The organism is Pseudomonas sp. PI1, assembly GCF_000812405.1.
Classification (GTDB): Bacteria; Pseudomonadota; Gammaproteobacteria; order Pseudomonadales; family Pseudomonadaceae; genus Pseudomonas; species Pseudomonas citronellolis.
The window spans coordinates 49,664-65,907 of sequence record NZ_JWMC01000006.1 but is presented as its reverse complement, the minus strand read 5'-3'; the positions used below and the strand labels follow the sequence as shown (position 1 = coordinate 65,907).

11 protein-coding genes are annotated in these 16,244 nt (G+C 63.6%); 10 read left to right on the top strand and 1 reads right to left on the bottom strand.

Annotation, left to right across the window (positions count from 1 at the left end; all coding sequences use genetic code 11):
• From RN02_RS01680 to RN02_RS01670, 4 genes are all read left to right on the top strand, one after another.
• Positions 1 to 5,219, top strand: a 5,219-nt coding sequence (locus RN02_RS01680; protein WP_043312753.1) for a hemagglutinin repeat-containing protein, incomplete at its 5' end; no start/stop codon positions are given.
• A 905-nt stretch (positions 5,220 to 6,124) separates the two neighbouring features.
• Positions 6,125 to 6,427, top strand: a complete 303-nt coding sequence (locus RN02_RS33025) for a hypothetical protein (RefSeq protein ID WP_152623710.1) — start codon at positions 6,125 to 6,127, stop codon at positions 6,425 to 6,427.
• Between the two features lie 229 nt (positions 6,428 to 6,656).
• Positions 6,657 to 6,923: a hypothetical protein gene (locus RN02_RS33020; protein WP_152623709.1), complete on the top strand. Its 267-nt coding sequence runs from the start codon at positions 6,657 to 6,659 to the stop codon at positions 6,921 to 6,923.
• A 509-nt stretch (positions 6,924 to 7,432) separates the two neighbouring features.
• A complete protein-coding gene (locus RN02_RS01670) occupies positions 7,433 to 7,645 on the top strand; it encodes a TonB-dependent receptor (RefSeq protein WP_043312751.1) in 213 nt (70 codons plus the stop codon).
• Positions 7,646 to 7,658: 13 nt separating this feature from the next.
• On the opposite strand, the gene RN02_RS01665 is transcribed toward RN02_RS01670, so the two are convergent.
• Positions 7,659 to 8,618, bottom strand: a complete 960-nt coding sequence (locus RN02_RS01665) for a DMT family transporter (protein ID WP_201773759.1) — start codon at positions 8,616 to 8,618, stop codon at positions 7,659 to 7,661.
• A gap of 89 nt (positions 8,619 to 8,707) precedes the next feature.
• Between RN02_RS01665 and RN02_RS01660 the strand changes: the two genes are divergently transcribed.
• From RN02_RS01660 to RN02_RS01635, 6 genes are all read left to right on the top strand, one after another.
• Positions 8,708 to 9,577: a LysR family transcriptional regulator gene (locus RN02_RS01660; protein WP_043273784.1), complete on the top strand. Its 870-nt coding sequence runs from the start codon at positions 8,708 to 8,710 to the stop codon at positions 9,575 to 9,577.
• 136 nt (positions 9,578 to 9,713) lie between these two features.
• On the top strand, positions 9,714 to 10,604 hold the full coding sequence (locus tag RN02_RS01655) for an SPFH domain-containing protein (RefSeq protein ID WP_009620067.1): 891 nt from the start codon (positions 9,714 to 9,716) through the stop codon (positions 10,602 to 10,604).
• Positions 10,605 to 11,449: 845 nt separating this feature from the next.
• Positions 11,450 to 12,844: an amino acid permease gene (locus tag RN02_RS01650; RefSeq protein WP_043312749.1), complete on the top strand. Its 1,395-nt coding sequence runs from the start codon at positions 11,450 to 11,452 to the stop codon at positions 12,842 to 12,844.
• A 35-nt stretch (positions 12,845 to 12,879) separates the two neighbouring features.
• A complete protein-coding gene (locus RN02_RS01645) occupies positions 12,880 to 14,262 on the top strand; it encodes an NAD(P)/FAD-dependent oxidoreductase (protein ID WP_043312748.1) in 1,383 nt (460 codons plus the stop codon).
• A 12-nt stretch (positions 14,263 to 14,274) separates the two neighbouring features.
• The gene (locus RN02_RS01640; protein WP_043312745.1) at positions 14,275 to 14,625 is read left to right on the top strand and encodes a cupin domain-containing protein; all 351 of its coding nucleotides are present in this window, start codon (positions 14,275 to 14,277) and stop codon (positions 14,623 to 14,625) included.
• Positions 14,626 to 14,681: 56 nt separating this feature from the next.
• Complete coding sequence (locus RN02_RS01635; RefSeq protein ID WP_043312743.1) at positions 14,682 to 16,193, top strand: CoA-acylating methylmalonate-semialdehyde dehydrogenase; 1,512 nt, start codon at positions 14,682 to 14,684, stop codon at positions 16,191 to 16,193.
• The last annotated feature ends 51 nt before the right edge of the window (positions 16,194 to 16,244 follow it).

Genomic DNA, 16,244 nt, shown 5'->3' with positions numbered 1-16,244 from the left:
GCCAGCATATCCACATCAGCGGCGGCGCCCTGGACAATCGCCTCGGCCTGTTCGCCGCCGAACAGAGCCTGCGCCTGGACCTGGCCAGCCTGGACAACCGCGAGCAGGGCCTGCTGAGCAGCCAAGGCGGGCTCACGGGACGCGTCGGCAGCCTGAACAACCAGCAGGGCGGCATCACGGCCCGGGCCGTCGAGCTGCAGGGCGACAGCCTCGACAACCGCGGCGGCCAACTGTACGCCGAGACCGAACTGGCGCTGGACCTCGGCGCCAACCTGGATAACCGCGGCGGGCGCCTGGAAGGCCAAGGCGTGCAGGTGCGCACCGCCAACCTGGACAACTCCGCCGGCGGCATCCTCAGCGGCGCCGGAGGCTTGCTGCAACTGGCCACCGGGCACTTCGACAACCGCGCCGGCATCGCCCAGGGCGCCGCGCTGCTGCTCGACGCCGACAGCATCGCCAACAGCGATGGGCACCTGGCAGCCACCCACGGCGACGCCCGGGTGAACAGCGCCGGCTTCGACAACCGTGCCGGCGGCCTCTTCGCCAGCCAGGCCCTGGCCCTGTATGCCGGCGACTTCCTCAACCACGGCGGCCAGGTCGGCGCCCGGGACATCGACTTCAGCCTGCGCGGTGCGCTGGACAACACTCTCGGCCTGATCGAGGCCGGCAACCAGCTCACTCTCACCGCCGCCGGCCTGTCCAACGCACAGGGCCGCGTGCGCGCCCTTGGCCAGCAGGGCGCCACGCGCCTGAGCATCGGCGGCCTGCTGGACAATCGCGAAGGCCTGCTGGAAAGCGCCGCTGCCGACCTGCTGCTCACCAGTGGCGACCTGCGCAACGACGACGGCAGCGTGCGCCACCTGGGCAATGGCGGGTTCGGCATCGACCTGGCGCAACTGGGCCTTGCGGGCGGCAGCTTCGTCACCAACGCCGCGCTGAACCTGAGCGCGGCCAGTTGGACTAACCGCAGCAGCCTGCAGGCGCGCGAACTGACCCTGGATATCGGCCAGCTGGAACAAGCGGCCGAGGGACGTCTACTGGCCAGCCAGGCCCTGCGCGGTACGGGTGGCGACTGGCGTAACGCCGGCCTGATCGCCAGCGACGGCGACCTGGCGCTGAACCTGGGTGGACGCTACAGCGGCAGCGGGCAACTGAGCAGCCTGGGCGAGCTCGGCCTCGATGCCGCCAGCCTTGCCCTCGATGGCAGCGCCAGCATCATCGGCGGTGGTGCCACCCGCATCAGCATTGGCGGCAGCCTGGACAACACCGGCCGCATCACCGCGGCCGGCGACTTGCTGCTCCGCGCAGCCAACCTGAACAACACCGGCACCCTCGGCAGCGCTGCCGGCCTGCGGATCGAGAGCGCGGACCTGCTCAACGAAAACGGCCTGCTGTTCAGCGGTGGTGACATGGCGCTGCGCGTGGAGCGCTTCGTCAACCGCTACGCCGACGTCTACAGCCTGGGCGCCCTGGACATCGCCGCGGACGACCGGCAAGGGCGCGCCCGTGTGGTGGAGAACCGTTCGGCCACCCTGGAGGCGCAGGGCGACCTGGCGATCGCCAGCGACAGCCTGAAGAACACCCAGGACAGCTTCCGTCTCGGGCAGAAGCTGATCTCCGGGGAAATCATCGTTCGCTGCTACGACTGCTCCGGCGACCACTACAACGTCGACTACATCGCCCGGGAGGTCTATGCCAGCGAGGTGCAGGAGGCATCCCCGGCCGCTTTCATCCAGGCCGGCGGCAACCTGCGGGTGGATGCCCAGGACTTCGAGAACACCGCGAGCACCCTGGCCGCCGGTGGCGACATCGCCATCAGCGCCAACAGCTTCGTCAACCAGGGCATCAACGGTGGCGAGAGCATCCGCACGCGGATATTCAACAGCGGCAGGGTCACCGACGGCACCGTCGAACGCTTCGTTGGCCATTACGTCCTGCCCTACAACCTGGCGAACAATGCCGATCCCTCGGTGTTCAGCTACTGGGACAACCTCATCGGCGGGCTCAACCAGGGCACGGTGACCCCCACTGAACTGGCCAACGGTCTGCTTCTGCACGTCTACCGCGACGCCAATGGCAACCTCCACCGGCCGATGCACGTGCCGGACTACCAGGCCAACCACTACGACCCGGACAACCTGCTGGAACTGCCGTCGGCGCTGTACGACCTCGGCTTCCTCAGCGACGTCTGGGAATACCGGCCGGGCGGCGCCACCTCCGCCAACGCCGTCATCCAGGCGGCTGGCGCGGTGCAGATCAGCGCTGGCGAGCGCCTGGACAATGGCGTCATCCACCCCGGCATTGCCTACGACGGCGGGGTGGCGCGGATCGAGGCCGTTCAGGTCGACGGCCAGTCGCAACCTCTGGTCGTGGTGCTCAACCCACAGCTGCCACCCGACCTCGCCCAGCAGGCGGTCAACCCCATCAGCCTGCCGGGCTTCCGCCTGCCCCAGGGCGAGCATGGCCTGTTCCGGCTCAATGCCCCGGACAGCGGCCATCCCTACCTGATCGAAACCAACCCGGCGCTGGCCGGGCTCAAGCAGTTCCTCGGCTCCGACTACCTGCTGGCCCAACTGGGCTACGACCCGGCCCAGGCGCAGCAGCGCCTGGGCGACGGCCTCTACGAGCAGCGGCTGATCCGCCAGGCGCTGGTGGCGCGCACCGGCCAGCGCTTCATTGCCGGGCTGTCCAGCGATGAAGCGCTGTTCAGGTACCTGATGGACAACGCCATCGGCTACAAGGACCGCCTGGGCCTCAGCCTCGGCGTGGCCCTGAGCGCCGAGCAGGTGGCGGCGCTGACCCACGACATCGTCTGGCTGGAAGAGGCCGAGGTGAACGGTCGCAAGGTGCTGGTACCGGTGCTCTACCTGGCTCAGGCCGAGCATCGTCTGGCACCCAACGGCGCGCTGATCCAGGGGCAGGACCTGGCGCTGATCAGCGGCGGCGAACTGAACAACGCCGGCACCCTGCGCGCCAGCAACGACCTCGGCGCCACTGCCGCCAACATCGGCAACAGCGGCCTGATGGAAAGCAACCGGCACCTGCAACTGCTGGCCACGCAAAGCATCCGTAACGCCGCCGGCGGCATCATCAGCGGGCGCGATGTCAGCCTCGTTGCGTTGACCGGCGATGTCGTCAACGAACGGACCCTGACCCAGGTGCAGGGCCAGGCCAGGGGCGCCAGCCTGCAGACCAGCCTGCTCGACAGCGCCGCGCGCATCGAGGCCGGCGGCGACCTGTCGATCAGCAGCGGGCGCGACCTGCTCAACCTGGGTGGCCAACTGCAGGCCAAGGGCGACATCCAACTGCAGGCCGGGCGCGATGTGCTGATCGGCGCCGTCGAGTCCGTCGACAGCAACGCCCGCCAGGACAAGCGTCATAGCTGGGAACAGGCCGAGGTCCGCCAGCACGCCGCCGGCGTCCAGGCCGGCGGTGACCTGCAGATCAGCGCCGGCCGCGATATCGGCGTGCTGGCCAGCCACCTGGAAGCCGGCGGCGACGCCAACCTGGCCGCCGCCGGCAACCTGCTGCTGGGCGCCGCGCAGGAGCAGAGCAGCCGCGAATACCACTACCGGCGCAGCGGCAAGAAGGTCGACAGCGAAGACAGCCACGTCAGCCAGCGCGGCACGAGCCTGAACGCCGCCGGCGACGTCACCCTCAGCGCTGGACAGAACCTGACCCTCGAAGCGAGCCAGGTCGGCGCCGGCAAGGAAGCCTTCCTGGTGGCTGGCAACAAGCTCCAGTTGCTGGCCGGTCATGACAGCGAACACTCGCTGTACCAGAAGCAGAAGAAGGGCAGCCTCGGCAGCAAGAGCTTCAAGCGCGACGAAATCACCGACGTGAAGGCCGTGGGCAGCCAGATCAGCGCCGGCTCCGACATCACCCTGCTCAGCGGCGGCGACCAGAAGTACCAGGCCGCCAGGCTGGAAAGCGGCAACGACATCGCCATCCTCAGTGGCGGCCGCGTGACCTTCGAAGCGGTCAAGGACCTGCACCAGGAAAGCCACGAGAAGAGCAAGAGCGACCTGGCCTGGCAGTCCGCCAAGGGCAAGGGCCAGACCCACGAGACCCTGCGCCAGAGCCAACTGATCGCCCAGGGTGAACTGGCGATCAAGGCCGTGGAAGGCCTGAAGATCGACATCAAGCACATCGACCAGCAGAGCGTCGGGCAGACCATCGACGCCATGGTGCGGGCCGATCCCGACCTGGCCTGGCTGAAAGAGGCCGAGGCGCGGGGGGATGTGGATTGGCGGCGGGTGCAGGAGGTGCATGACAGCTGGGAGTACAGCAGTTCGGGCATTGGTACCGGAGCTGCAATTGCCATTGCCATCATCGTTGCTGCTGCAACTTACGGCGCTGCGACCGGCGCAATAGGTTCGGCTGCAGGAGCTGGGGCCGGTTCTGGAACTACGATGGCGGCTGCAGGTAGTGCCGCCATGGTTGAGGCTGGTGCTGCAGTTGGCAGTGCTGCCGCAGGTTGGGGGAACGCCATGGCAGCGACTGCTATTTCTTCTGTCGCTGGAACTGGGGCTGCCAGTTTTGTTGGGAACAAGGGCGATCTGGGGCAAACACTCAAGGACATCACCAGTGAGGACAGCCTGAAAGGTTTTGCCGCTGCGGCACTCATCGCAGGATTCGGCGCTGGCTATACGGAGGGCTGGGGTAGGGAGTTGACTGCCGAGGGGAACTACAAACTGATCAGCTATGGAGATCGGATCAAGGCTTATGCTGCCAATACTGCACTAAAAGGCATCCTTAATGGGAGCGACAAGGATACGTGGCTGAGTATTGCTGCTACAGGGGCGTTGATGGAGTTGTATCAGTACTCGGTCGGACGAAGTCCGGACGTAAGGCCTGGTGTTGATCGTCCGACCGGTTCAGCCTTTGATAGTGATGCTGGTTTTGTTCCGATGGTTCTTGATCGAGAGGGGAAGAATATTGGGTTAAACCTGCCACTGGATGATCTTGCATGCTCCAGCTTTTACTCAATCTGTCATGGTACGCCGATAAGTAATTCTTTGAATCAAGTTCCAGGCTTTAACGCGTTTGCGACTTTGCATGATCAGTGGATGATAAGTTTGGAGGCATCTAAGGGAGGTGGGATGAGTATTATTGAGAACTTAGGGAGTATGCCGCCGGCAATGTTGGTTAACTATGGGGCCCTGTATGATAAATATAGGGAGATGATAAAAGGTGTGCGTGATGTTTCCGGTGATTAGTAGGTTGATAACTGGTTTGCTCTTAATTTCTTCTATGCTGACCGGACTCTCTGGATGTCTGTCCTATGATGCTTGGGAGAAAAGCAGAGATACTTTGGTCGGAATGAAGTTTGATCCTGAAGCGTCATTAGTGGGAAAAGAGCGAATTTATTTTGTTAGGGGGGTTAGCAGCAGAAGGTCTGTCGACTATTCAAGGATTGAGAGTGGAGGAGTTCGCTATTATATAACTTATATGGTGCCGTTTTGTCGATATTCCATACTTGTTTCTCCTGATGGAATTATACGTTCATGGCGTCGTGAGTCTCTCGATAGAAAAAGCTGTTATGTTTATTAGAAGTGGTTGGCTGGACAGAATTAAAGTGCAGGAAATAAAGCTTTCCCATTTTTCTTTTAGGTGTTATGGGGCTTGGAATGAAAAAATCTAAAAATGAGAGAGATGTATTTAAATGAAATTTCTTGCGTTTATGTATAGATATAGATTCATTGCTGTTGCCGTTATGGTGGGATGCAGTGGATTGAACTCATTAAGATTTATAGGTGAGTGGAATAATTTCTGGAGTGTTGTTGCTTCTCAGTGTCTATTTGGTCGAGGGTTTTACTGTTATATCGCAAATAAGTCTATTTATTATGGTCCTCAAGGAATGATTGAGGCTGACCATCCAAGGTCCATAAGGTTTTTGGCTGGAATTGGTGCGTTATCTATTTATCTATTTATGTTCGCATTTAATGGCTACGGCAGGGAGTGGTGGTAAGTGTAAGGAAGAATGTTAATTTCTGCTTTATAAGGCTGGCGGGTTGATTTTGGTATGTTAAATGAATTTTGCTCGCTTGAGGTTTTAGTAAGTTTTTAGGTGTGATTGTGGCGGGAATGGGGATCTGGTGTCGCGTGGGTGAGAGCTATATAAATGGCTTGGCTTGATTTTCTTTATAAGTATAAGCTGGCTATTCTTTTTCTTATGCTGGCAAGTAGTGGGGTGAATTCTCTGAGGTTTATCGGGGAGTGGAAAGATTTTTGGGCTGCTATCACGGTTCAGGCGTTTTTTGGCCAGGGATTTTGTTGTTACATTGCGAACAGGACTATTCGTTTGGCTCCAGGTGGTATCAAGAAAGGCTATCCGGGAGCGGTTAGGTTGTTAGTTGGTGGAGGTGCGTTTTTTATATATTTATTGATGTTTGCGTTTAATGGCTACGGTAGGGCATGGTGGTGATGAAGCTATTCGTTATAGACCAAAAGGGAGGGTATTTATTCTGATATCAAAGCTGACTGGTTATGTAGGGTTAGAGTGTAGGAGGTGATTTTCTAATTTTTCGATTTTATCACCTAGGTCTTATCAATAGGCGGGCTTAGGATAACGGGTGTAAATTTTCCATCTCTGGTTTTTGAAGAGATAGCTTTGGATGAGATTTTTAAGACTTTTGAAGAGGCATAGATTAGCTGTGCTTGCTCTGTTGGTTTTTGGCGGTATTGGCAATTCTTTAAGGTTTATTGGTGAGTGGAATAATTTTTGGGTGGTCGTAACTGGTCAGATTTTTTTTGGTTGGGGGTTTTATTGCTATTTGGCAGATAGAATTATTTATCTGGCGCCTGGAGGGGCGATCGAAAAGGATCATCCAACGGAAGTTAGGATTCTGGTTGGGGTGTTCGCCCTTGGTGTGTACTTATTGATGTTTGCGTTTAATGGCTATGGCAGGGGTTTGTGGTAAGTGCCGGGAAGGGTGTTTGTTATTTTTTGTGGTGTTGGTTGATGAGGTGAGAAGGGGGCGCAGGCCGAAAGGGGATTTGAATGGCACTTACTTAAGCGCTAACTAATTGATTCAGAAAATAAAGGTTGCTCTTGGTCTACGGTGATGGTTGCGAACACACCGAGCCCAAGGAGCAGCCCAGATGAATCCTAGGCGCCAGGCCGTCATTCATCAACAGCAGCGCGCCCGTCGGTATACATCGAATACGGACGCTTACGCCTTCTTCAACCTGCTAACCGGCCCTGAATTATTCGACCCTGTCGAGTTGCTGCTGCCGGTTCATCGGGAGCGCTTGTTCCCGCCGCCAGTCGCGAACACCAACTGATCGGCGAAGACCAGCTGTACGGTCCCTTAGAGTTGTTCGGCCGCCAGCACGAGCTGACCCTCGGCGCCAACTACGGCCGCTCGCACCTCAAGGCCGGCGCCGACACCATCGCCGCCAACGGCTACTACACGCCCTGGTGGACCTGATGGCCAGCTACGACATCGACAGCCACTGGAGCACGGCGCTGAACCTGAACAACGTCACCGATCACAAGTACCTGCTGTCGCTGTACGAAAGCACCACTACCGCCAACTATGGCGCGCCGCGCAACCTCACCGCCTCGGTAAGCGGAGAGCTCTTTCTGTTTTCGGCAGCGGTGAGCAGGGTCATGAGAGCGGGTACAAAAACCAGGGATTGAGGATCGGCTGACATCAAGTCCGCTCCCTTTCCCCATTGCGCTCGGTGAACCAGATGGCAACGGCCATCACCGCGATGCCCGTCAACTGCAGAGCACCCAGGCGCTGCCCGTAGAACAGCCAGTCGATGACGATGGCCACGGCCGGGTAGATGAACTGGTAGACCGCGATCCTGTCGGTGTTCAGGCGCGCCATGCCGGCGTACATCAGCGAATAGGCGAGCCCGGTGTGGATCAGCCCCAGGCCTGCCAGCCAGGCCCAGGAGGCGCCCCATTGCGGCCAGCCGTGGAGCATGGGCCACGCCAGCAGGACCAGCGTTCCGATCGCGCACTGCCACCAGGCGAGGATGCCGGCCGACATGTGCCGTAGCCGCCGGGCGACGATGGTGACGCAGGCGGTGCAGAAGGCGCCGACCAGGCAGAACGCCACGCCCCACCAGTAGCTCGCGGGGTAGGCCTGGTCCGCGCCGAACAGCGAAAGGTGCTCCAGTATGCCGGTCGCCAGCACCAGGCCGGCCATGGCGACGAGCACCGATACCACGCGTCGCTTGGCAATCGGCTCCTTCAGATACCAGGCACCCAGGATCAGCACCCACAGCGGCTGCACATGGAAGAGCACCGTGGCCACGCCTGCGGAGGTGTGCTCGATGGCGGCGAAGAACAGGCCCCAGGCCAGCACCATCAGGCCGCCCGCCGCGAGCAGCGCGAAGGTCGCCTTCCTGCCCGGGAGCAGGCCGCGCAACTGGCGGCGACAGGCTGCCCAGAGCGTCAGCCCCAGCAGGCCGAAGGCGCAGCGGAACCAGGTCGCGGTCAGCGGATCGGCGCCGGACTGGTGCAGGAAGAGGCCGATGGTGCCCAGGACGACGCTGCCCAGTACGAAGGGCAGCGTTCCGCCGGTGACGTCGGAATGGACGTGTGCGGCTTGCTGGCTGAAAGGCGAAGCCTGCGGCCCCGCCATTTGTTCATGTGCGTTCATACGGCGAGTGTGGGGCTGGCCCGTTGGAACGAGAAGCGCATAATGCCGCATGCAAATATTCGATAAACGAATGGAAAGGGCCGATCAAGATGATGCCGCGTGACCTGCAGCTGGACTGGCTGAAGTGCTTCGTTTCCGTGGTCGATGCGGGCTCGCTGTCGAACGCGGCGGGCGAGGTGCATCGTTCGCAATCGGCGGTCAGCATGCAGCTGAAGAAACTGGAAAGCGCCCTGGGCCGGCAACTGCTGGTGCGCGGCCCGCGCAGCCTGCAGCTGACCGCGGACGGCCAGACGCTGCTGGGCTTCGCCCGCCGCATGCTCGACCTGCACGCCGAAGCCCAGGCCGCCTTCCATGGCGAGGAACTCAGCGGCCGGGTTCGTCTTGGCGTGCCCGACGATTACGCGGCCAAGTACCTCACGCCGGTGCTCAAGCGTTTCGCCCAGCGCTATGGCAGCGTGGAAATCGAACTGAACTGCGAGCAGTCGACGGCGCTCATCCCGCGGGTAGCCAGCGGCGATCTGGACCTGGCGCTGGTTTCCCGCGACCACTCCCGGCGCGGAACGCTGCTGTTCCACGAACCCATGGTCTGGGTGGGTTCGCCGCAGTTCGAGCTTTGGCGGCGCGACCCGCTGCCGATCGCGGTCTACGAGAGCACGAGCCTCGCACGGCGCAGCGCGATCAATTCCCTGGCGCTGCAGGGCCGGCGCTACAAGGTGGTGTACAACAGCTCCAGCCTCGCCGGGCAGCTCGCCGCGGTGGAGAGCGGCCTGGCGGTGGCGGTGCTGACGCAATGCAGCGCCCCCGATCACTTGCAGATACTGGGCGTCGAGCAGGGGCTCGGCCCGCTGGAGCCCATGGAGGTCGCCGTCTATCGAAGCCGCGCTTCCCAGGGCTCCAAGGCCGTGGATAGCCTGCGGAGCCTGTTGATCAGGACGTTGAGGTTGTCGAGCGAGGGTTGAAGGATTGCTGGTGGAGTTCGTTTCCTTCGAGGCGAGCGACATTCGACGCTGGTGCCGGCCCAGGTCGATCCGCTAGGCTTGCCGCTCCCGGCGCAGGTGCCGGGCCCCAGGAACGCCACTTTCAAGGAGATGCCCCATGGCGAACATTCCCCAGGCGCTGCCGCGCGCCTTTCCCCTGAAACTCGTCGCCGGCGGCCTGATCGGCCTGCTGGTGCTGGTCGCCGTGGGCGGCTCGTTCTACACCATCGACGAGAAGGAGCGCGGCGTGGTGCTGCGCAACGGCAAGCTGGTGGACGTGGCCGAGCCCGGGCTGGGCTGGAAGGTGCCGTTCATCGAGACGGTGAAGACCCTGTCGATCCAGAACCACACCAGCCGCTACGAGCAACTGCAGGCCTACAGCCGCGACCAGCAGAGCGCGGCGCTGGTTGTCTCGGTGTCCTGGCACGTGACGCCGGACGAGGTGGCGAAGGTCTACTCCGGCTACGGCGACCTGCAGGGGCTGGTGGACCGTCTGATCAGCCGCCAGGTGCCGACCCAGGTGGAAAACGTCTTCGGCCGCTATACGGCGATCCAGGCGGTGCAGAACCGCGGGCAGTTCGTTGCCGACGTGGCCACCGCGGTCAAGGCCGCGGTCAAGGGCCCGGTGGTGATCGACGGCGTGCAGGTGGAGAACATCGACTTTTCCGACGCCTACGAACGTTCCATCGAGGAGCGCATGAAGGCCGAGGTGGCGATCCAGACCCGCCAGCAGAACCTCGCCACCGAGCAGGTGCAGGCGCAGATCCAGGTCACCCAGGCGCAGGCCGAGGCCGACTCCAAGCTGGCCCAGGCCAAGGCCGACGCCGAGGCCACCCGCCTGCGCGGCCAGGCCGAGGCCGATGCCATCCGCGCCAAGGCCGAGGCCCTGGCCTCGAACCAGAACCTCATCGAACTGACCAAGGCCGAACGCTGGGACGGCAAGCTGCCGGAAACCATGCTGCCGGGCTCGACGCTGCCGTTCATCGATGTGAATCGCGCACGTCCCTGATCCTGGCATCGGTTCTTCGTGGGGCCGGGCCCGGTGGGGTCGGCGCCAACCTGTAGGAACAACTGTCTGCGCCGAGGCGCTTTCCGTAGGATGGGTTGAGCTTGCGAAACCCATGCGGTTGCACTGATGGGTATCGCTTCGCTCAACACCATCCTACGAAAAGCCATGCTCGCTACGTTCGTGTGTCCCTGGAACTGGACTGTGTTCCGTGCTGAGGTTGAGATCGGAGCGGGGGCGTAGAAGAGCACCCTCTCCCCAGCCCTCTCCCGCAAGCGGGAGAGGGGGCTGCCCGGCATGCTCGGGGAGTTCGGCGCCAACCTGTAGCGGGCCCTGCCCGCGATTTCGCGCGCAGGGCGCGCTCCTACATGCTGTCCGGGAGAACGCGGATCTCATCCGCGAATCGCGCCGGAGCTTCCGGCCATCGCGGACAAGGTCCGCTCCTGCCATACGGGTGGGCACGGCTTCTCGCAGGAGCGAGCTTGCTCGCGAACACACTTCACTGCGCTGCTCATTCACGAGCAAGAACCAGGCGTCCCCTCGACCCTACGAAGAGGCGATCTGCCTGCCTCTACCGAGCCTGGCAGATAGTCGATGACGTGGCGCATTCGATGGTCGGTGATGGCTGCGTTGATGGTGTAGGCGCCGCCTCCGCAGATGCCGATGGCGCCGATGCGATCGGTATCTGCGGAGGGTTGGGCCAACCTCTCCATCCCCCACGACTCCCTTCATACATTTGTCTAGCGCAACTGCCCGTCCCTTGGATTTTGTCGATGTCCAGTCCCGCCGAAGGTCCCTAACCTTCTGAAAAGGCAGCGTTGATTACCAATAATAAAAGGAGACGACCAGTGCCTATTCAGACAGAACACGACCCGCGCCTGAAGCGTGCGCTCAAGACGCGGCACATCAGCATGCTGGCCCTGGGCGGCGTCATCGGCGCCGGGCTTTTCGTGGGCTCCAGCGCGGTCATCGCCTCGACCGGGCCCGGCGCTTTCATCACCTATGCCATCACCGGGCTGATCGTCGCGCTGGTGATGCGCATGCTCGGCGAGATGGCCGCCGCGCATCCCGCCAAGGGTTCCTTCGTCGATTACGCGAGGCTGGCCTTCGGCCGTCCGGCCGGGTACATGACCGGCTGGCTGTACTGGTACTTCTGGGTGATCGTGGTGGGCTTCGAGGCCGTGGTCGGCGGCCAGATCATCAACGGCTGGTTCCCGGACATCCCGGTATGGGCCATCGCCCTGGGGCTGATGGTGGGCATGACGCTGCTGAACCTGATGTCGGTGCACTCCTTCGGCGAGGCCGAGTACTGGTTCGCCGGCGTCAAGGTCGCGGCCATCGTCGTGTTCCTGGTCGTCGCCGGGGCCTATGCCTTCCGGCTGTGGCCGGGCTCCACCGCCAGCTTCGGCAACCTCACCGCGCATGGCGGGTTCCTGCCCCACGGCGTGACGTCGCTGTTCACCGGCGTGGTGGTGGTCATCTTCTCCATGACCGGCGTGGAAGTCGCCACCCTCGCCGCGGCGGAGTCCGAGAACCCTTCGCGCAACATCCGCAAGGCCGTCAATACCGTGATGCTGCGCATCCTGGTGTTCTTCGTCCTGGCGACCTTCTTCATCGTGGTCGCGCAGCCGTGGACCGAGATCAAGGCCGGCAAGTCGCCGTTCGTGGCCACCCTGGAGCACATCGGCATTCCCGGCGCCGGCCACATGCTGACCGCGGTGATCCTGGTGGCGGTGCTGTCGGTGCTCAATGCCGGGCTCTACACCTCGTCGCGCCTGCTGTACGTGCTGGCCTCCAACGACGAGGCGCCAAGCTGGATCGCCGGGGTGAGCCGCAAGGGCGTGCCGGTGCGCGGCGTCATCGCCTCCACCCTGGTGGGCTATGGCTGCGTGGTCATCGCGGCGCTCTGGCCCGATACCGTGTTCCAGTTCCTGATCAACTCCTCCGGCACCGTCTTCCTGTTCGTCTACCTGATGATCTGCCTGTCGCAGCTCAAGCTGCGCCGCAGATGGGTGGAGGAGGGCAGCCTGAAGTTCGCGATGTGGGGCCACCCCTGGCTGCCGCTGCTGGTGACCGCGTCGATCGTGGCGGTGCTGGTGAGCATGGCCTTCGACCCCTCGATGCAGATCAGCCTGCTGCAGTGCCTGATCGCCATCGCCGCGATCGCTGCCTCCTACGCGCTGGTGCGGCTGTCCCGCTGCCGCCGGCAAGCCGCCGTGCTACCCGCACGCAGCGCTTCGTAGCCCCCACCCATGGCCGTCAATTGGAAGCCAACCCCATGACCGCAAAATTCGATCTGACCCAGTTACCCAACAAGCCGCTCTGGTTCGAACAAGGCCCGGTCCGCGCTGCGCTGGAGGGCACCACGGACGCCGATGTCGTCATCGTCGGCGCGGGGTACACCGGCCTGTGGACGGCCTACTACCTGCTCAAGAGCGACCCCTCCCTGCGTGTGGTGCTGCTGGAAAAGCGCGAAGTCGGTTTCGGCGCCTCCGGGCGCAACGGGGGCTGGGCCTCGGCGATTTTCCCGATCTCGCTGTCCCGGGTGGCCGAGATGTATTCCCACGATGCCGCGCTGAAGCTGCAGGCGGCCATGAACGACACGGTGGACGAGATCGGCCGGGTGCTGGCGCTGGAAGGCGTCGACGCCGACTACGCCAAGCAGGGCTTCCTCTCCCTGGCCCGCAGCGCGCCGCAACTGGCCCGTGCGCGGGCGGCGGTGGAAGGCTCGGCGCGCTTCGGGCTGCCGGAGCAGTGGCAACTGCTCGATGGCGCCCAGGCCGGCGCCAGGGTCGGCGCCGAAGGCACGCTGGGCGGGCTCTATACCGAGCATTGCGCGCTGATCCACCCCGGCAAGCTGGTGCGTGGCCTGGCGCGGCTGGTGGAGACGATGGGCGCGACCATCCACGAGCATTCCGCCGTCACCGAGTTTGCCGAGGGCGTGGTGCGCACCGGGCGTGGTTCGGTGCGCACGAAGTTCACGGTGCGCGCCACCGAGGCGTTCACCTCGCAGCAACCCGGGCACTCGCGCTTCGTCATCCCGCTGTATTCGCTGGTGCTGGCGACGGAGCCGCTGCCCGCCGAGCTGAGGCGCGGGCTGGGGCTCGACCACCGCCTGGCCTTCAACGACATGCGCCACCTTCGCGTCTACGGGCAGGTCACGGCCGAGGGGCGGCTGGTTTTCGGCGGCCGCGGCGCGCCGTATCGCCTGGGCTCCCGGATCACCGAGGAGGCCGACCTGGTGGACGGCATCCACGCGAAGATCCACCAGACGCTGCTGGAATTCTTCCCGGACCTGGCCGATGCGCGCATTACCCACCGCTGGGGCGGCGCGCTGGGCGTGGCCCGCGACTGGTGCCCCACGGTGAGCATCGACCGGAAGAAACGCATCGCCTGGGCCGGCAACTACGTGGGCGATGGCGTCGCCACCAGCAACCTGGCGGGGCGCATCCTGCGCAACCTGATCCAGGGCCGCGACGAGGCGATCAACGCCTTGCCCCTGGTCAACCACCGCTCCCCGTCCTGGGAGCCCGAGCCGCTGCGCTGGCTGGGTGTCAACAGTGGGCTCGCCGCGGCCTCGCTGAGCGACATCGAAGAGCGCATCACCCATCGTCCATCCCGCACCGCGATGTTGCTCGAGAAGCTGACAGGTGCGCATTAACAGGAGTACGCCGTGAGCACTTTCACGATCATCAAGTCCGCCGCCATCCAAGCCTTGCCCCTGACCCCCGCCGGCCAGCGCGCCGGGGCGGACAAGGGCGACCCGCAGATCGCCATCCAGCAGCTGGCGCCCGAGGCGACCGGCAACCTCGGCGTCTGGGAATGCCAGCCCGGCGGCTGGCCGGTGGTCGAGCGCCCCGACACCGAGTTCACCTACATCATCTCCGGTAAGGCGCTGCTCACCGATAGCGGTAGCGGCGAGGTGGTGGAAGTGACCGGTGGCGATCTGATCATCCTGCCTCCGGGCTGGACAGGGCGCTGGGACGTGCTGGAGACCGTGCGCAAGGTGTACGCGATCTACTGATTCTGCAAGGTGGTGGCTGAGCGCTACCGCTGTTATCCCTTGATGTGAGAAAGACAATGACCCAAACCATCATGAATTGGATCTCCGGCGCCCAGGCGCAGGCCACCAGCGGCCAGCAACTGCCGGTCTACAACCCGGCCACCGGCGTCGTCACCGGCCAGGTGCAACTGGCCAGCCACGCCGACGTGGACGCGGCCGTGGCCTGCGCCAAGGCCGCCTTCCCGGCCTGGAGCAATCTCTCGCCGCTGCGCCGCTCGCGGGTGCTGAACCGCTTCCTGGCCCTGCTCAACGAGCACCGCGACGAACTGGCCCGGCTGATCACCGCCGAGCACGGCAAGGTGTTCACCGACGCCCAGGGCGAAGTCACCCGCGGCATCGAGATCGTCGAATTCGCCTGCGGCGCGCCGCAGCTGCTGAAGACCGACTTCACCGACCAGGTCAGCAGCAACATCGACAACTGGACGCTGCGCCAACCGCTGGGCGTGGTGGCGGGCATCACGCCGTTCAACTTCCCGGTGATGGTGCCGATGTGGATGTTCCCCGTGGCCCTGGCCACCGGCAATACCTTCGTGCTCAAGCCCAGCCCGATCGACCCCAGCCCGAGCCTGTTCATCGCCGAGCTGCTCAAGCGGGCCGGCCTGCCCGACGGCGTGTTCAACGTGGTGCAGGGCGACAAGACGGCGGTCGACGCGCTGCTCGAACATCCCGACGTGCAGGCCATCTCGTTCGTCGGCTCCACGCCCATCGCCAACCACATCTACGAGACCGGCGCGCGCCACGGCAAGCGCGTCCAGGCCCTGGGCGGAGCGAAGAACCACCTGGTGGTCATGCCCGACGCCGACATCGACCAGGTGGTGGATGCGCTGATCGGCGCGGCCTACGGCTCGGCCGGCGAGCGCTGCATGGCCATCAGCGTGGCGGTTTTCGTCGGCGACGAGACCGCCGAGAAGGTCATGCCGAAACTGATCGAGCGCACCCGCGCGCTCAAGGTGCTCGAGGGCAGCAACCTGGCGGCCGAGATGGGGCCGATCGTCACCCGCGCCGCGCTCGAACGCATCACCGGCTACATCGAGCAGGGCGTCCGGGAAGGGGCGACGCTGCTGGTGGACGGCCGCGGCTTCGACGGCGAGACGGCGGGCGAGGGCTGCGGCGATGGCTTCTGGCTGGGCGGCACGCTGTTCGATGACGTCACCCGCGACATGCGCATCTACCGGGAAGAAATCTTCGGCCCGGTACTGGCGTGCCTGCGCGTCAAGGACTTCGCCGAGGCGGTGCAGCTCATCAATGACCACGAGTTCGGCAACGGCGTGAGCCTCTACACCCGCGACGGCCACATCGCCCGCGAGTTCGGCCGGCGCATCCAGGTGGGCATGGTCGGCATCAACGTGCCGATCCCGGTGCCTATGGCCTGGCACGGCTTCGGCGGCTGGAAGAAGAGCCTGTTCGGCGACATGCATGCCTATGGCGAGGAGGGTGTGCGCTTCTATACCAGGCAGAAGAGCATCATGCAGCGCTGGCCGCAGGCCATCGCCAAGGGGGCCGAGTTCGCGATGCCGACCAGCGACTGAGGCTGGCGGCGAGTGGGCTCCGACGGCCCCGCACCCCAGGTGCGGGGCCGT